This window comes from Pseudomonas sp. PDM14, assembly GCF_014851905.1.
GTDB lineage: Bacteria > Pseudomonadota > Gammaproteobacteria > Pseudomonadales > Pseudomonadaceae > Aquipseudomonas.
This window is the reverse complement of sequence record NZ_JACVAQ010000001.1, coordinates 1,781,553-1,797,380: the sequence shown is the minus strand read 5'-3', so window position 1 is coordinate 1,797,380 and position 15,828 is coordinate 1,781,553. Positions and strand designations below refer to the sequence as shown.

Annotated in this window: 16 protein-coding genes; 2 read left to right on the top strand and 14 right to left on the bottom strand. The window is 65.8% G+C overall.

The window, feature by feature from the left end; all coding sequences use genetic code 11:
• Nucleotides 1–84: 84 nt before the first annotated feature.
• The 12 genes from IB229_RS08480 to IB229_RS08425 all read right to left on the bottom strand — a co-directional run bounded on the left by IB229_RS08480 (nt 85) and on the right by IB229_RS08425 (nt 10,716).
• Complete coding sequence (locus tag IB229_RS08480; protein ID WP_192326899.1) at nt 85–408, bottom strand: DUF3392 domain-containing protein; 324 nt, start codon at nt 406–408, stop codon at nt 85–87.
• Between the two features lie 28 nt (nt 409–436).
• Nucleotides 437–1,591, bottom strand: a complete 1,155-nt coding sequence (locus IB229_RS08475; RefSeq protein ID WP_192326896.1) for a GGDEF domain-containing protein — start codon at nt 1,589–1,591, stop codon at nt 437–439.
• Between the two features lie 65 nt (nt 1,592–1,656).
• Entirely contained in the window at nt 1,657–2,850 is a 1,194-nt protein-coding gene (gene hemW, locus IB229_RS08470; RefSeq protein WP_192329339.1) for a radical SAM family heme chaperone HemW, read from the bottom strand.
• Nucleotides 2,851–2,942: 92 nt separating this feature from the next.
• Nucleotides 2,943–3,539: an RdgB/HAM1 family non-canonical purine NTP pyrophosphatase gene (gene rdgB, locus IB229_RS08465; RefSeq protein ID WP_192326893.1), complete on the bottom strand. Its 597-nt coding sequence runs from the start codon at nt 3,537–3,539 to the stop codon at nt 2,943–2,945.
• Complete coding sequence (locus IB229_RS08460) at nt 3,536–3,955, bottom strand: DUF4426 domain-containing protein (RefSeq protein WP_192326890.1); 420 nt, start codon at nt 3,953–3,955, stop codon at nt 3,536–3,538. Before IB229_RS08460 ends, rdgB begins: the two co-directional genes overlap by 4 nt.
• Before the next feature lie 22 nt (nt 3,956–3,977).
• The gene (gene metW, locus IB229_RS08455) at nt 3,978–4,598 is read right to left on the bottom strand and encodes a methionine biosynthesis protein MetW (protein ID WP_192326887.1); all 621 of its coding nucleotides are present in this window, start codon (nt 4,596–4,598) and stop codon (nt 3,978–3,980) included.
• A 2-nt stretch (nt 4,599–4,600) separates the two neighbouring features.
• Nucleotides 4,601–5,740 (bottom strand): homoserine O-succinyltransferase MetX, encoded by a 1,140-nt coding sequence (gene metX / locus IB229_RS08450; protein WP_192326884.1) that lies wholly within the window; start codon nt 5,738–5,740, stop codon nt 4,601–4,603.
• A gap of 97 nt (nt 5,741–5,837) precedes the next feature.
• Entirely contained in the window at nt 5,838–7,826 is a 1,989-nt protein-coding gene (locus tag IB229_RS08445; protein WP_192326881.1) for a dynamin-like GTPase family protein, read from the bottom strand.
• A 245-nt stretch (nt 7,827–8,071) separates the two neighbouring features.
• A complete protein-coding gene (locus tag IB229_RS08440; protein ID WP_192326878.1) occupies nt 8,072–8,377 on the bottom strand; it encodes a DUF167 domain-containing protein in 306 nt (101 codons plus the stop codon).
• Between the two features lie 155 nt (nt 8,378–8,532).
• On the bottom strand, nt 8,533–9,126 hold the full coding sequence (locus IB229_RS08435) for a YggT family protein (RefSeq protein ID WP_192326875.1): 594 nt from the start codon (nt 9,124–9,126) through the stop codon (nt 8,533–8,535).
• A 47-nt stretch (nt 9,127–9,173) separates the two neighbouring features.
• A complete protein-coding gene (gene proC, locus IB229_RS08430; protein WP_192326872.1) occupies nt 9,174–9,995 on the bottom strand; it encodes a pyrroline-5-carboxylate reductase in 822 nt (273 codons plus the stop codon).
• Nucleotides 9,996–10,029: 34 nt separating this feature from the next.
• Complete coding sequence (locus IB229_RS08425; RefSeq protein WP_192326869.1) at nt 10,030–10,716, bottom strand: YggS family pyridoxal phosphate-dependent enzyme; 687 nt, start codon at nt 10,714–10,716, stop codon at nt 10,030–10,032.
• A gap of 72 nt (nt 10,717–10,788) precedes the next feature.
• Here IB229_RS08425 and pilT point away from each other — a divergent pair, with 72 nt between their 5' ends.
• Together pilT and IB229_RS08415 are read left to right on the top strand one after the other, a co-directional pair.
• Nucleotides 10,789–11,823 carry a type IV pilus twitching motility protein PilT gene (gene pilT / locus IB229_RS08420; RefSeq protein ID WP_192326844.1) on the top strand — a complete coding sequence of 345 codons (1,035 nt, stop codon included), beginning with the start codon at nt 10,789–10,791 and terminating at the stop codon, nt 11,821–11,823.
• Nucleotides 11,824–11,944: 121 nt separating this feature from the next.
• Nucleotides 11,945–13,090 (top strand): PilT/PilU family type 4a pilus ATPase, encoded by a 1,146-nt coding sequence (locus IB229_RS08415; protein WP_192326842.1) that lies wholly within the window; start codon nt 11,945–11,947, stop codon nt 13,088–13,090.
• Between the two features lie 4 nt (nt 13,091–13,094).
• Here IB229_RS08415 and IB229_RS08410 read toward each other — a convergent pair whose 3' ends face one another.
• Together IB229_RS08410 and IB229_RS08405 are read right to left on the bottom strand one after the other, a co-directional pair.
• On the bottom strand, nt 13,095–14,537 hold the full coding sequence (locus tag IB229_RS08410; RefSeq protein ID WP_192326839.1) for a UdgX family uracil-DNA binding protein: 1,443 nt from the start codon (nt 14,535–14,537) through the stop codon (nt 13,095–13,097).
• Nucleotides 14,537–15,748, bottom strand: a complete 1,212-nt coding sequence (locus IB229_RS08405) for a putative DNA modification/repair radical SAM protein (protein WP_192326837.1) — start codon at nt 15,746–15,748, stop codon at nt 14,537–14,539. The genes IB229_RS08410 and IB229_RS08405 overlap by 1 nt, the downstream gene beginning before the upstream one ends.
• Nucleotides 15,749–15,828: the final 80 nt, after the last annotated feature.

Here is a 15,828-nt window from a genome sequence, read left to right as displayed (position 1 = left end):
CACAGCCTGCGCATTCGAGGCTGCCGCAGGCGGCGCGACGGAGCGAAGCGGTGCGCATGGCGCACCCTACACAAATCCAGTGCGTCAGTTGCGGTCGGCCAGAACACCGATCAGGAAGAACACCAGTAGCAGCACCGGCGCCAGGGTGAAGTTGTTGAAATAGCCCAGGCCCTGCGCCAGCCAGGGTGTCAGGAAGACGATCGCCAGGCCGTAGCCGACGGCGCAGATGAGGACGAAGATCAGCGTGCGCAGGAAGAAGTTGAGGCCGCTGATCGAGCGCTGCACCCAGGCATTGATGCCGGGGCCGAACAGCACGAACAGCGTGGCCATGATCGCCAGGGCGATTTCGTACAGGTGGCTGCGGCTCCAGCGCGAGAGGGTGGCGATCAGGTCCAGTAACAGATCCATTGCTGCTCCTTGGGCGGCGGCGCGGGGGTCAGCCCTGCGCCACCTGGTTGCGGCCGGCGCGCTTGGCTCGGTAGAGCGCGGCATCGGCCCGGTGTAGTAGCTGTTCGAGGGTTTCCCCACTGGTCGCGGTGGCGCAGCCAATGCTCAGGGTGATCGGTCGCGCCGTTTCGCCGTGCGGATACGGCGTACCGGCGACCCGCTCGCGCAGGCGTTCGGCCACGCGCAGGGCCTGCGCTTCGGCGGCGCCGCGCAGCAGCAGGATGAATTCCTCGCCACCGTAGCGGCCCAACGGTTCGTCCGGGCGCAGGCTGTCGGCAAGGGTGTTCACCACGTGCTTGAGCACGGCGTCGCCGGCCTGGTGGCCGAGGTCGTCGTTGACCTGCTTGAAGTGGTCGATATCGAGCAGCAGTAGCGATACCGGGCTGCGCCCCGACGCCAGTGCGCGCTGGGTCATCTCGATGACGATGGTGCGGGCATAGGCGTTGGTCAGCGGGTCATGGCTGAGCTGGTGCTCGAGCATGGCATGCAGGCGCTCGTTGAGCATCAGGATGAAGCCGACCGAGATGCAGAAGGCGAGCAGGCTGTGGGTGGAGTAATACAGGACGTTGATCAGCGTCGGCGCGAAGAAATCGCTGCTGCCCGGGTCGGGCATGCGGATGGCGTTGACGATGCGCAAGCAGGAGATCAGCACATCGAAGAATACCGTCACCGAGGTGAACAGATAAGGGAACGCGGCGCGGCCTGACTGGCGTGGACGTCGGCGCGAGACGTCGAGGCCGTAGAGGAACAGCAGCGCGCCGGAGAGTGCGGAGAAAATCACCACGCGCATGGCGAACAGGTCGACGAAGTAGGTGCAGGCGATCATCGTCAGGCAGGTGATGATCACCGCGGCGGCCAGCACGCCATTGCGCGGGCGCAGGTCGAAGAAGGCCCGGCTGCCGGCGTAGATCATCGCCACCGAGGTCAGGCTGGCGATGTTGGCGATGGTAATCGAAAGCAGGTCCGGGATGATGTCGCGCAGGGCGAACAGCAGCGAAGCGCCCGCCAGCAACAGCATGGCCATGCTCCAGTGCCGGGCGCCACCGATGCGGTCGCGGATCGACGCCGGCATGGCGAACAGCACGACGGACATCAGCAGGCTCAGGGCTGCGAGGATGAAGATGATACTGCGTGGATCAATCACTCGAGAATCGCCGGGAAACGGAGCTGAAAACAGGCGTATAGCCTACCGGATGCGGGTGGCGCCTGTCAGTCGAGGAAGATCTGCAGCAGGTCGTTGAGGAACAGCTGGCCTTCGCGGCTGGCGGCCAGGCGCGTCGGGTCGGCGAGCAATAGCCTGCGCTGTTCGGCACTGCGTCGGGCTTCTGCGAGTGAGGAGAGTGGCAGGCCGGTGCGTTGGCTGAACAGCTCGGCTGCCACGCCGTCGGTCAGGCGCAGGGCATTGATGAGGAATTCGAATGGCAGCTCGTCGGCTTCGAGCACGCGCTCGCCGGCCTGGAAGGCCTTGGCCGGGTCGAGGTAGTCCTTGGGCAGACGGGTTTTCCAGGTACGCGCGATGCGCCCTGCCGGGTCGCTCAGCTTGGCGTGGGCGCCGGCGCCAATGCCGAGGAAGTCGCCGAAGGTCCAGTAGTTGAGGTTGTGCCGCGCCGCCCGCCCGTGCTGGGCGTAGGCGGAGATCTCGTACTGCGCGTAACCCTCGGCGGCGAGCAGGGCCTGGCCGGCTTCCTGGATGTCCCACAGCAGGTCGTCCTCGGGCAGCTGCGGCGGCTGGCTCCAGAACACCGTGTTCGGCTCCATGGTCAGCTGGTACCAGGACAGGTGTGTCGGTTGCTGGGCGATGGCGGTGCGCAGGTCGAACAGTGCGTCGTCGATGGACTGGTCGGGCAGGCCGTGCATCAGATCCAGGTTGAAGTTATCGAAGCCGGCCGCGCGCGCCATGTCGGCGGCGCGGATCGCCTCATGGCCGTCGTGAATGCGGCCGAGGGCCTTGAGCTTGGCCTCCCGGAAACTCTGTACGCCGATCGACAGGCGGTTGATGCCGAGGCTGCGGTAGTCGCGGAACTTGGCCTGCTCGAAGGTGCCGGGGTTGGCTTCCAGGGTGATCTCGATGTTGGCGGCGAACGGCACGCGGCGTTCGACGCCCTGCAGCAACCGGCCCAGTGCCTTGGCGGAGAACAGGCTGGGCGTGCCCCCGCCGAAGAAGATCGAGGTCAGGGTGCGGCCGTGAACATGGCCGAGGTCGGCGTCGAGGTCGGCGAGCAGGGCATCGACGTAGGCGTCCTCGGGCAACTCCGGGCCGGCGGCGTGGGAGTTGAAGTCGCAGTACGGGCATTTGCGCACGCACCACGGGATGTGGATGTAGAGCGCCAGGGGCGGCAGTTGAAAGTCCCTCGCCCGAACCTCTCTCCCGGCGCGCGAGGGGTTAGCGCTGCTTGAGGCTATGAGTTCAATCGTTGCTGCAGTGGAAGTCAGGGTCGAGGTGCCAGTGCTCCCCTTCCCCCCGGGGAGGGGAGCCGGGGGTGAGGGCGGCTTGCTCACACCAGGCCCAGACGCTGCTTGAGCAGGGCCATGGCGCGGGCGCGGTGGCTGATCTGGTTCTTGTCGACCGACGCCAGCTCGGCGCTGGAGCAGTTGCGTTCGGCGACCCAGAACAGCGGGTCATAACCGAAGCCATGCACGCCGCGAGCCTCGCGCAGGATGCTGCCGTGCCAGAGACCTTCGCAGATGATCGGCAGCGGGTCGTCGGCATGCCGCACCAGGGCCAGCGCGCAGACGAACTGGGCGCCGCGCTCGGCGTCCGCCACATCCTTCAGGGCATCGAGCAGCTTGGCGTTGTTCGCCGCGTCACCCTGGCCGTCGGCGTAGCGCGCCGAGTAGATGCCCGGCGCACCGCCGAGGAAGTCCACCGCCAGGCCGGAGTCGTCGGCCAGCGCTGGCAGGCCGGACACGCGGGCGGCGTTGCGCGCCTTGAGGATGGCGTTCTCGATGAACGACAGGCCGGTTTCCTCCGGCTCGACGGCGGAGAACTCGCCGACCGAGCGCACCCGCACGGCGTCGCCGAGCATGGCCTGGAGTTCCTTGAGCTTGCCGGCGTTGTGGCTGGCGAGGACGATTTCGCTGAACGGCATCATGGGTCGGGGAACACTTCCTGGTTGAACGTGAAGCTGTGCGGCGCGGCGTCGCCGACCTGCACGTTCAGGGTGAAGGTGAGGATCTCGCGCTCACGCAGCGGGAATTCGGCGAGGTAGTACACCGCGCCGCTTTCCAGCACCTGGCGGAAGGTCAGGGTGCTGGTCTGGCCGAGCAGGTTCTTGATCTGCCCGGTCACTTGCGCGGGGCCGGGTTTGCCGGCGCGCAGGGCGGAAACGTTGACCACGCCGCCGGTTTTGCTGCGCGTCAGGCCGGCTGCGGCGGCGATGTCCGGTTGCAGGAAGCTGGAGTTGAACACGCTGTAGTGCACGTCGAGGTCACCGAAGCTCTGTTTGCGTTCGGCAAAGGCGGGCAGGGCAACCAGCAGGCAGAGCAGTAAGGATGCGAAGCGGGACATGGGGTTCTCCGTGGCCGTCGGTTCAGACGGCGATGCGGTGATCGGTCAGGCCGGGGCCGCTGACGCGATAGATGCCGATCTCACCCAACAGGTTAGGCCATAGCCGGCTGCCGAGGTTGTGGCGGTGTTCGTGGTCGACGGCCAGGCGCTCTTCGACGCGCGCGTTCTGATCGCGGCACAGACGCTCGAAGTCCTCGAAGGTGCAGAAGTGGATGTTCGGCGTGTTGTACCAGGTGTACGGCAGGAAGTCCGACACCGGCATGCGCCCGTTGCGTGCCAGGTACCAGCGGCAGCGCCAGTGGGCGAAGTTGGGGAAGGTGATGATGCAGGTGCGGCCGACGCGAAGCATTTCGCGCAGGACCTTGTCCGGGTAGTGCAGGGCCTGCAGCGACTGGGTCATCACCACCACGTCGAAGCTGTTGCTGGCGAAATTGCCCAGGCCCAGGTCGAGGTCCTGCTCGATCACGTTGACCCCACGTTCGATACACGTGGCGATCTTGTCCGGGTCGATTTCCAGGCCGTAGCCGCTGACCTGCTTGTGCGCGTGCAGCCAGGCCAGCAGTTCGCCGTCGCCACAGCCTAGGTCGAGCACGCGGCTGCCCGCGGGAATCCAGTCTTGGATGATTTCCAGGTCGGCGCGCATGGTTACACCACAATCCTGTTCATGTAGCTGCTGAAGGCCTGGCGATAGCGCGGGATCGGCATGAGGAAGGCGTCGTGGCCCTGCGGTGCGTCGATCTCCAGGTAGCAGACGTTCTTCTTCGCCGCGATCAGCGCCTTGACCACTTCCTGCGAGCGCGCCGGGGAGAAGCGCCAGTCGGTGGTGAAGGACATCAGGCAGAAGTCGGCCTTGGCCACCGCCAGGGTCTTGACCAGGTCGCCGTCGTGGGCGGCGGCAGGGTCGAAGTAATCCAGCGCCTTGGTCATCAGCAGGTAGGTGTTGGCGTCGAAGCGCCCGGAGAACTCTTCGCCCTGATAGCGCAGGTAGCTCTCGACCTGGAACTCGACGCTGTGGAAGTCGTAGTTGAGCTTGTCGGCCTTCAGTCCGCGGCCGAATTTCTCGCCCATGGCCTCGTCGGACAGGTAGGTGATGTGGCCGACCATGCGCGCCAGCATCAGGCCGCGCTTGGGGATTACGCCCTGTTCGTGGAAGTGCCCGCCGTGGAAGTCCGGGTCGGTGAGGATCGCCTGGCGCGCCACTTCGTTGAAGGCGATGTTCTCCGCCGACAGGCGCGGCGCCGAGGCGATCGACAGGCAATGACGGATGCGCTCGGGGTAGCTGATGGTCCACTGCAGGGCCTGCATGCCGCCCAGGCTGCCGCCGACCACGGCGGCCCACTGCTGGACGCCGAGCAGGTCGGCCAAGCGCGCCTGGCTATGCACCCAGTCTTCCACGGTCATCACCGGGAAGTCGGCGCCGAACACGCGGCCGGTGGCCGGGTTGACGCTGGCCGGGCCGGTGGAGCCGTTGCAGCCACCGAGGTTGTTGAGGCTGACGACGAAGAATTTCTGGGTGTCGATTGGCTTGCCCGGGCCGATGCAGCTGTCCCACCAGCCGGGCTTGCGCTCGTCTTCGCTGTGGTAGCCGGCGGCGTGATGGTGGCCGGAGAGGGCGTGGCAGATCAGCACGGCGTTGCTGGCGCTGGCGTTCAGCGTGCCGTAGGTCTCGTAGACCAGGTCGTACTGTTCGAGCGTGCGCCCGCTGACCAATGCCAGAGGCTCGGCAAAATGGGCGGTCTGCGGGGTGACCAGACCGACGGAGTCTTCGGGGAAGGCGGTCGACATCGACGCTGCTCGTGATCGGACAAGGTGCGCCAGTCTAAAGAGCACGGCCCCCAGCGGCAAGCATGGGGGCCAATGCTAAGGCCTTGAAATGCCTCGGCTAGGCGGGTTCACCGGTGCCGTGCTGGCGTGGTGCGCCGGGCAGGGTGACGACCTTGCCCTGACGCTGGATCGGCGCCGGGCGGCGCAGGGCGCGGAGCATTTCGTTGGCCTGGCCGAGCTGGGTCTCCAGTTCGCCAATGTAGCGTGCCAGTTGCTGGCCGCGCTGGCGTGCCTGCTGGGTGTCCTGGGCCAGTGCCTTGAGGCGCAGCATGTGGGTTTCCAACAGCTGCTTGTGCTCCAGGGTGTGCTGCATCAGCGGCATCAGCGCGTCATTGGCCCATTGCTCGGCGTCGTGGCGCAGGCGCTGGTGCATGCCGATGACTTCCTGCACCAGGGTGGCGAAGAAACGTCGGGTCAGGGCTTTCTGCTCGGTCAGCAGGGTTTTCAGGTGCAGGCGGAACTGGTCGGCCTTGTCCTGTAGCTGTTTCAGCTCGCGCTGGTAGCGGCGGCTGTTGAACTGCGGCGCGTCGACGCCGTGCAGCGGGTTTTCCTCGTTGTGCCGGCGGTAGATGGCCGCGACCATCTTGTTGGCCATCTCGGCTTCCTGGGTCAGGTTGCCCAGGTCGATGTCGACCGACTGGAAGAAGTGCAGGATCGACTGGTTGATGCCCAGGGTGGTCCAGCTGCCGCTGAGGCCGGCACGGACCTTGTCCAGGTGCTCCGCGAGGCGTTCCGGGCGAATCGCCGCGCGCAGCAGGTCGCCCTGGCGGCGCAGCAGGCGCTGGTTGGTCTTCAGGCCGAGCAGGCGCTTGTGGTGCTGACTGTGGTCTTCCTTGGTCTTGGCGGTCAGCTCGAACAGCAGTTGGCCGTTGTCCTGCTGGTGGTTGGAGAGCAGCGCCTGCTGCTCACGCACTTTCTCCAGGCGCAGGCTGAGCACGTGCTGGCTGTTGTTGAGCAGCGCCAGCACCTGGTGCACCACGCGGTCTTCGAGCAGGCGCTCCTTCTGCGCGACGATGCGCTCGCAGAGCAGATTTTCCAGATGACCGAGCTGGCTGCGTTCGAGCAATGCGTCGTCCTTGCGCACCTTGGCCAGCATCGCCTGCTTGGCCGACAGTGGCAGCACGTTGTCGGCACTGATGCCGAGCTGGCGCGCGGTGGCGTGTTGGATCTGGGCGATGGCCTGGTTGACGAAGGCATCGCCGGCGAGGTCGTCCCAGAGCACGTCGATCTTGTTCAGCACGGCGAACAGGCTGGCCTGGGTGTCGTCGTCGAGCTGGCGGATGTGCTGTTGCCAGATCGCCATGTCGCTGGCGGTGACGCCGGTGTCGGCGGCCAGCAGGAAGATGATCGCCTGGGCGCTCGGCAGCATCGACAGGGTCAGTTCCGGCTCGCTGCCCAGGGCGTTGAGGCCGGGCGTGTCGAGGATGCGCAGGCCCTGGCGCAGCAACGGGTGATCGAAATTGACGATGGCGTGACGCCAGGCCGGCACCAGCACCTGGCCGGGCTTGCCGGAGCTTTCCAGCATGTCCGGGTGGAAGCCGAGCTGGATCGCCTGTTCCACCGGCATCGGCTTGGTCTTGGCGACCTGGGCGAAGGCCTGGACCATGTTGTCCGGGTCGCTGGTGTCCAGTGGGATGTTCACCCAATGCCGCGGGATGCGCTTGAATTGCGCGACGCTGGCCGAGGCGGTGCGGGTCTCGATGGGCAGCAGGCGGATGTAGGAGCGCTCGGAGCGGGGGTCGAAGAACAGCTCGGTGGGGCACATGGTGGTGCGCCCGGCCTGCGACGGCAGCATGCGCTGGCCGTACTGGGAGAAGAACAGGCTGTTGATCAGCTCGGTCTTGCCGCGGGAGAACTCGCCGACGAAGGCCAGGGTGATGTGGTCGGTGCGCAGCAGGCGCAGGGCGCGCTCCAGGCGGGTATCCACCGCTTCGGAGCCGAGGCGGTTGTGCACCAGCCAGCTACGGTAGCGGGTGATCTCGCGCATCAGCTCGCGCTTCCAGGCGACGTAGGCGTCGACCTGCTGACTGAGACGTTCCATGCTCATTCCGGGCTCTCCTCTCGGCGTGTGCATCCTGCGATGGTCGGGGCGGTTCGGGGCATTCGGTACCGTGAAAGCAACGCGTGCAGCGATCCGCACCAACGCCTGGGCGTTGCCGGATATCGACGCATTATGCGTGGCAATTTGATGGCGTCAATCAAGCAGGCACGGCGGGCTTCACCTGCGGTCGCGCCAGGGCTACGAGCGGTCGCTCAGCGGGTTGCTGCGAGGGGCGATCCAGAGCGGATCGCTCAGGTGGCGGGGCCGAGGCCGGGCAGATCCGGCAACCGCTGCGGCGCCCGGATGCGCATGCGTTTCTGTCGGTTCAGCTCGCCGCTTTCCAGGCTGACCTGGCTCTTGGCGACGCCGAAGGCCTTGCCGAGAAAGGCCAGCAGATGGGCGTTGGCCTTGCCTTCCACGGGCGGCGCGGTGAGGCGGATTTTCAGCCGCTCGCCGTGCAGGCCGCAGAATTCGTCATGGCTGGCCTTGGGCTGGAGATGGCAGTCGATGATCAGGTCGGCGCCATCCCAGCGGTACCAGCTCGAAGCAGATTTCAAATTGGCTGTGCTCGGTGATGCGGCGTTAAAAATGGCTTCGGAATGCTCATTTACAGCTCGTAAACTCCGCGTCCTCAGCCATTTTGACCAGCCGAAGGCTGTTACTAACGTAGCGCCTTGCCTGACCTTCGCTCGCCGAATTTGAAAGACGCTTCTTAGATGAAGGGGCTGAGAATGGTCGGCATCTGGGTCATCGCCGCCAGGTTGCCGATCACGAAACGGTCGATCAGGTGCAGCGCCATGAAGGCGAAGATCGGCGAGATATCCAGGCCGCCGAGGTTCGGCAGCAGGCGGCGGAAGGGCGCCAGCAGCGGTTCGCAGATCTGGTTGACCAGTTCGGCGCCCGGGTTGTGGCTGCCCGGCGCGACCCAGGAGAGGATCACGCTGATGATCATGGCGAAGAAGAAAATCTTCAGGAACAGCGAGGTGACCGCGATGATCGACCAGACCAGCAGCTGCAAGCCGACGCTGGCCGGGTTGACCCCGGCAATGGTGATGATCACCACCATCAGCAGCAGTTGCACGAGGATCGCCAGCACCAGGGACGCCAGGTCCAGGCCGCCGAAGCCGGGGATGATCTTGCGCAGCGGCTTGAGCAGCGGCTGCGTGGCCTTCACGGTGAACTGGCTGAGCGGGTTGTAGAAGTCCGCGCGCACCAGTTGCAGGACGAAGCGCAACAGGACGATCAGCAGGTACAGGCTGCCCAGCGTCTGGATGATATAGATGAGGGCTTCCGAGATTCCGGACATGAAGGCTCCTTTATTGACCCAGTTGTTCGTTTTGACCGAGTGGCGCTTTATTGACCAAGCTGCTCGGCGAGTTCGGCGGAGCGGTGTGCTGCTGCGTCCAGCGCCTGTTGCACCAGCGCTTCAAAGCCGCCGGCCTGGAAGGCCTTGATCGCCGCTTCGGTGGTGCCGTTGGGCGAGGTCACGCGGCGGCGCAGTTCGGCGGCGTCGACATCACTACCGCTGGCCATGTGCGCGGCGCCCAGGGCAGTCTGCACGGTCAGCTGTTCGGCGATGGCACGCGGCAGGCCGAGCTTCTCGCCGGCGGCGGTCATCGCTTCGATCAGCAGGAAGAAGTACGCCGGGCCGCTGCCGGAGACGGCGGTGACCGCGTCGATCTGCTGCTCCTGATCCAGCCACAGGGCCAGGCCGACGGCGCTGAGCAGTTGCTCGGCCAGTTGGCGCTGCGCGCTGTCGACATGGGCGTTGGCGTACAGGCCGCTGACGCCCTGGCGCAGCAGTGCCGGGGTGTTGGGCATACAGCGGACGATGGCGCGTGTTGCGCCGAGCCAGTTGCCCAGGCTGGCGCAGCTGATGCCGGCGGCGATGGACACCACCAGTTGCCCGGCGGCGAGGCTCGGCGCCAGTGCCTGGCAGACGCCCTTGAGCACCTGCGGCTTGGTGGCCAGCACCACCACGTCGGCGCCGGCGATGGCGTCGGCATTGTTCTCGAACAGCTCGATGCCGTACTCGGCGGCGACCTTGGCGCGTTGCTCGGCACCGGGGTCGCTGGCGCGGATGTGACTGGCCGGCGTGCCCTGGGCGAGCAGGCCGCCGATCAGGCTGGCCGCCATGTTGCCGGCGCCGATGAAGGCGATTCGTGGGTGACTCATGTGCGCTTTCCTTCGATCTTCAATGCGGTTGTGTTCAGCGCGGGCCGTAGTCGCGGGCGCCGAACAGGGCCGTGCCGACGCGGACCCAGGTCGCGCCTTCGGCGATGGCGGCCTCCAGGTCATGGCTCATGCCCATGGACAGGGTATCGAGGTCCAGTTGCAGGTTGTCGCGCAGCGCACGCAGGCGGGCGAAGGCGGCGTGCTGCTCGGCGGCATCCTCGGTAGGTTCGGGGATTGTCATCAATCCGCGCAGTTTCAGCTGCGGCAGTTGTGTAACGGCCTGTGCCAGTGCCGGCAGCTCCTGCGGCGTGCAGCCGGACTTGCTGGCTTCGCCGCTGACGTTCACCTGCAGGCACACGTTGAGCGCAGGCAGGTGCGCCGGGCGCTGGGCGGCCAGGCGTTCGGCCACTTTCAGGCGGTCCACCGAATGCACCCACTGGAAGTTCTCGGCAATCAGCTTGGTCTTGTTCGATTGAATGGGGCCGATAAAGTGCCAGATCAAGTCCAGATCGCTCAGTTCGTCCTGTTTGGCGAGGGCTTCCTGCAGGTAGTTTTCACCGAAATAGCGCACCCCTTCGGCATGCGCCTGACGGACCGCGTCGGCGCTCTGCGTCTTGCTCACGGCGAGCAGTCCGACAGCCGCAAAATCACGTCCCGAGGCATGCGCCGCCTCACGGATACGTGCGCGAACCTTTGCAATATTCTCTGCTATCGTGGACATTACTTGCGCTCTATAGCCCGCCCGTCTGGGGTTCGCGGCATTCTACCTGCTTGCATGTGATTGGGGAGTCCCATGGATATTACCGAGCTGCTGGCGTTCAGTGCCAAGCAAGGCGCGTCGGACCTGCACCTCTCGGCGGGATTGCCGCCGATGATTCGCGTCGATGGTGACGTCCGGCGCATCAACCTGCCGGCTCTGGACCACAAACAGGTCCACGCGCTGATCTACGACATCATGAACGACAAGCAGCGCAAGGATTTCGAGGAGTTCCTCGAGACCGACTTCTCTTTCGAAGTCCCGGGCGTGGCGCGTTTCCGGGTCAACGCCTTCAACCAGAACCGCGGTGCCGGCGCGGTGTTCCGGACCATTCCGTCCAAGGTCCTGTCCATGGAAGACCTGGGCATGGGTGAGATCTTCAAGAAGATTTCCGATGTACCGCGCGGCCTGGTGCTGGTCACCGGCCCGACCGGTTCGGGCAAGTCGACCACCCTGGCGGCGATGCTCGACTACATCAACAGCAACAAGTACCACCACATCCTCACTGTCGAAGACCCGATCGAATTCGTTCACGAGTCGAAGAAGTGCCTGGTCAACCAGCGTGAAGTGCACCGCGATACCCACGGTTTCACCGAAGCCCTGCGTTCGGCACTGCGTGAAGACCCGGACATCATCCTGGTCGGTGAGATGCGTGACCTGGAGACCATCCGCCTGGCGCTGACCGCCGCGGAAACCGGTCACCTGGTGTTCGGCACCCTGCACACCACCTCTGCCGCCAAGACCATCGACCGCGTGGTCGACGTGTTCCCGGCCGAAGAGAAGTCCATGGTTCGCTCGATGCTCTCGGAATCCCTGCAATCGGTCATCTCGCAGACCCTGCTGAAGAAGATCGGCGGCGGCCGCGTGGCGGCGCACGAGATCATGATCGGCACCCCGGCGATCCGTAACCTGATCCGCGAGGACAAGGTCGCGCAGATGTACTCGGCGATCCAGACCGGGGGTTCACTGGGCATGCAGACCCTCGACAGCTGCCTCAAGGGGCTGGTCGCCAAGGGCGTGGTCAGCCGTGAAGCGGCGCGCGAGAAGGCCAAGCAGCCGGAAAACTTCTAAATAAAACAGCGGTCGGACTCATCCGGCCATCCACCGGCGGCCAGAACCGCCGATGGCTCGCCCCGGCGGGCGGCCACCTGTTGGTCGTGCCGGGGTTTCGCATCTGATAGGTGAGGGAACCATGGAATTCGAAAAGCTGCTGCGACTGATGGTGGAAAAGGGCGGGTCCGACCTGTTCATCACCGCCGGTGTGCCCCCGTCGATGAAGGTCAACGGCAAGATCATGCCCGTGACCAAGACGCCCATGTCGCCTGAGCAGGCCCGTGAAACCGTGCATGCGGTGATGAATGAGCAGCAGCGCCGCGACTTCGCCGAAAACCATGAGTGCAACTTCGCCATCAGCGCCCGCGGCATTGGTCGTTTCCGCGTCAGCGCCTTCTACCAGCGCAACCTCGCCGGCATGGTACTGCGCCGCATCGAGACCAACATTCCGACCCTTGAAGACCTCAAGCTGCCGGAAGTGCTGAAGAAACTGGCCCTGACCAAGCGCGGCCTGGTGCTGTTCGTCGGGGCCACCGGCACCGGCAAATCGACCTCGCTGGCGGCGATGATCGGCTACCGCAACAAGAACAGCAGCGGCCACATCATTTCCATCGAAGACCCGATCGAATACATCCACCAGCACCAGAGCTGCATCGTCACCCAGCGTGAAGTGGGCATCGACACCGAGTCCTTCGAGGTCGCCCTGAAGAACACCCTGCGCCAGGCGCCGGACGTGATCCTGATTGGCGAGGTGCGTACCCGCGAGACCATGGACCACGCCGTGGCCTTCGCCGAAACCGGCCACCTGTGCCTGGCCACCCTGCACGCCAACAATGCCAACCAGGCGCTGGACCGGATCATCAACTTCTTCCCGCCGGATCGGCAGAACCAGGTGTGGATGGACCTGTCGCTCAACCTCAAGGCCATCGTCGCCCAGCAACTGGTGCCGACGCCGGACGGCAAGGGCCGCCGCGCGGTGATCGAGGTACTGATCAACACCCCGCTGGCCGCTGACCTGATCCGCAAGGGTGAGGTACATGAGCTGAAGTCGCTGATGAAGCGCTCCACCGAATTGGGCATGCAGACCTTCGACCAGGCGCTGTATAACCTCTACACCCAGGGCGAGATCACCTACGAAGATGCGCTGCTGTACGCCGACTCGGCGAACGACCTGCGCCTGATGATCAAGCTTGGCTCGGAAACCGACGGCGATCACCTGACCAGCATGAGCCAGGGCCTGAGCCTGGAAGTCAGCGAGGAAGATCCGGGCCGGCGCTTCCGCTGACCCGCTACGCCGTCAGCTGACGGGCCTGTTCCAGGGCGGTGACCAGCTCCGCGAAGCGCTGTTCGCCGCCTTCACCCGCCCGCAGCACCGCTGCCGGATGCGGCGCCACCACCACCCACTGCCTGCCGTTTCGGAACGGCTGTCCCACATAATCCGCCAGGCGCAGGCGCTGCGGCTCGAACGTCTGCAGCAGCGACGCCAGCGCTGTCTTGCCGAGCACCACGACCACGTCGGGCGCAATCTGCTCCAGCTCCTCGCTGAGCCAGCGTCGGCAAGCCTTGATCTCACCCGGTTTCGGCGTCGCGTGCAGGCGTGTGGCGGCGCGGCTATGCGGGCCGCCACGTGGCAGCCATTTGAAGTGCTTCACCGCGTTGGTCAGGTACAGCGCCTCGCGCGTCAGGTCGGCCTGAGCCAGGGCGCGCTGCAGAACCTGGCCCGCGGGGCCGATGAAGGGACGGCCGGCGAGGTCTTCCTGATCACCCGGCTGTTCGCCGATCAGCATGATGCGTGCGTCGCGCGGCCCCTCTCCAGGCACTGCACAGGTGGCGTCACGCCAGATCGCGCAGTCGCGGCAATCGCCCAATGACGTGCTCGGCGGTCGTTGCGGCTGGGCCTTGTCGCTGGCGATCAGCACTTCCTTGCCGCTACGCTCGCCGACGCTGGCGGTCTGCGCCAGGCGCTGCTGGCCGGCGCGGGCCTGGCTCATCAGCTGCGGAACCAGTGGGCCTTCGGGTAGATCCTTCCAGAAACGCACCGGCATGTTGCTTTCCAGCACGTCCTGATTGAGTCGCGCCGGGTTGAAGGTGGCGCCGTAGTACGCCAGCCAAAGGTCGGCGCCGGGGTCGTCGGCACCGCGCGCCAGATCGCGCAGTTCATCGGGGCAGGGTCGCAGGATACGCATCTGCGCGCCGTCCCATAGCGCAGCGGCATCCGGCGTGGCGATCAGCCAGGTAGCGCGCCCCAGGCGCTCGGCGAAATGCCCGGCAGCGCTGTCGAGGATGTCGTGTGCCGGTTCGTGCCAGGCGACGAAGGTTGGCGCGCCGGCTGCGGCTGGTCGTTCGCGAAAGCGCAGGAAGGCGTGCATGTGGTGAGCTTCACGGCGCACGCTCTTGATCCGCCGCTGCAGTACGCTGCCGTCGCTGTCGCCTGCGAGCATGGCGGCGCGGTCGCCCTGGGTGACGCGCCAGAGTATGCGGTAGAGCAGGGCCCAGCGATCCTCGGCGCGAAAGCGTGCCGCGCTTTCCAGCAGCTCGGGCAATTCCCGAGGAATGCGCAGCGCTGGTGCCGGCGAAGAGGGCGCCGGCTCTGGCGCGAGCTCGACAAACAGGCCGCTGTCTCGGTTATCCGACTGCCAGTTCACCGTGTGCGGTGCGATGCCTGCCTGCAGCAAACGCCTGGCCTCGCTGCGCCAGCCGGCGAAGCTGCCGTCGAAGTGTGCGGTGTGCATCACCACAACGCCATCTGCGCCGGCGTATCGCTGAGCTGGCGGCGCAGCACGGCGGACTCCAGGGTGGCCTGCTGCGGCCGGTAGTCCTGGGTGACGATGAAGGGTTTGACCTTGTCCATCGCGCAGCGCAGGCGCACCACGTCGGCGTAGCGGATGCGGCGCTGGCGGCGCAGGTCGACCAGGCGCTTGGCGCTGAGCATGCCGATGCCGGGTACGCGGGCGATCATCGCCGGTTCCGCGCGGTTGAGGTCGAGCGGGAACTGCGCGCGGTTGGCCAGCGCCCAGGCCAGTTTGGGGTCGATGTCGAGGGCCAGGTTGCCGGGCGTGGCGATCAGCTCCTGGACGTTGAAGCCGTAGCCGCGCAGGAGGAAATCGGCCTGATACAGGCGGTGCTCGCGCAGCAGCGGCGGCGCCTCGAACGGCACGCTTTTCGGGCTGTGCGGAATCGGGCTGAACGCCGAGTAATAGACGCGCTTGAGGCGGTAGGCACCGTACAGGGTCTGCGCGGTGTCGAGGATGGTGCGGTCGTCGGTGTCGTCGGCGCCGACGATCATCTGCGTGCTCTGCCCGGCGGGGGCGAAGGCTGGACCGCGGGTCTCCTCGCTGGCTTCGTCGACGCCAAGGCGGATCGAGCCCATTGCCTGCTTGATGGTGCCGACGCTCTTTTCCGGCGCCAGGCGGATCAGGCTGGCCTCGCTGGGCAGCTCGATATTGACGCTGAGGCGGTCGGCATAGCGGCCAGCCTGGGCGATCAGTTCGGGCGAGGCGTCGGGAATGGTCTTGAGGTGGATGTAGCCGCGGAACTCGTGCTCCTCGCGCAGGAGCCTGGCGACGCGCACCAGCTGCTCCATGGTGTAGTCGGCCGAGCGGATGATCCCCGAGCTGAGGAACAGGCCGCTGATGCAGTTGCGCCGGTAGAAGTCCAGGGTCAGGCGCACCACTTCCTCGGGGGTGAAGCGCGCGCGTGGCACGTCGCTGGAGCGACGGTTGACGCAATACTGGCAGTCGTACAGGCAGAAGTTGGTCAGCAGGATCTTCAGCAGCGCCACGCAACGACCGTCCGGGGTGAAGCTGTGGCAGATGCCCATGCCGTTGGTGGCGCCCAAGCCCGATTTGCCGCGCGAGTCACGTTTGGGCGCGCCGCTGCTGGCGCAGGACACGTCGTACTTGGCCGCGTCGGCCAATACGGTAAGCTTGTCGATGAGTTCCATGGAATGCCAAATACTGTATTTGCATACAGTATTTGGCGAGTCGCCAGCCGACGCAAGCGTTCGTGCCGGCCGGTCGTCCG

Excerpts from the sequence above, each read along its gene's own strand:
- IB229_RS08460 (WP_192326890.1), bottom strand. The coding sequence starts at position 3,955 with ATGTCCCGCTTCGCATCCTTACTGCTCTGCCTGCTGGTTGCCCTGCCC.
- proC (WP_192326872.1), bottom strand. The coding sequence starts at position 9,995 with ATGAGTCACCCACGAATCGCCTTCATCGGCGCCGGCAACATGGCGGCC.
- IB229_RS08415 (WP_192326842.1), top strand. The coding sequence starts at position 11,945 with ATGGAATTCGAAAAGCTGCTGCGACTGATGGTGGAAAAGGGCGGGTCC.
- pilT (WP_192326844.1), top strand. The coding sequence starts at position 10,789 with ATGGATATTACCGAGCTGCTGGCGTTCAGTGCCAAGCAAGGCGCGTCG.
- IB229_RS08445 (WP_192326881.1), bottom strand. The coding sequence starts at position 7,826 with ATGAGCATGGAACGTCTCAGTCAGCAGGTCGACGCCTACGTCGCCTGG.
- IB229_RS08410 (WP_192326839.1), bottom strand. The coding sequence starts at position 14,537 with ATGCACACCGCACACTTCGACGGCAGCTTCGCCGGCTGGCGCAGCGAG.
- metW (WP_192326887.1), bottom strand. The coding sequence starts at position 4,598 with ATGCGCGCCGACCTGGAAATCATCCAAGACTGGATTCCCGCGGGCAGC.
- rdgB (WP_192326893.1), bottom strand. The coding sequence starts at position 3,539 with ATGATGCCGTTCAGCGAAATCGTCCTCGCCAGCCACAACGCCGGCAAG.
- IB229_RS08435 (WP_192326875.1), bottom strand. The coding sequence starts at position 9,126 with ATGTCCGGAATCTCGGAAGCCCTCATCTATATCATCCAGACGCTGGGC.
- IB229_RS08425 (WP_192326869.1), bottom strand. The coding sequence starts at position 10,716 with ATGTCCACGATAGCAGAGAATATTGCAAAGGTTCGCGCACGTATCCGT.
- metX (WP_192326884.1), bottom strand. The coding sequence starts at position 5,740 with ATGTCGACCGCCTTCCCCGAAGACTCCGTCGGTCTGGTCACCCCGCAG.
- IB229_RS08480 (WP_192326899.1), bottom strand. The coding sequence starts at position 408 with ATGGATCTGTTACTGGACCTGATCGCCACCCTCTCGCGCTGGAGCCGC.
- IB229_RS08405 (WP_192326837.1), bottom strand. The coding sequence starts at position 15,748 with ATGGAACTCATCGACAAGCTTACCGTATTGGCCGACGCGGCCAAGTAC.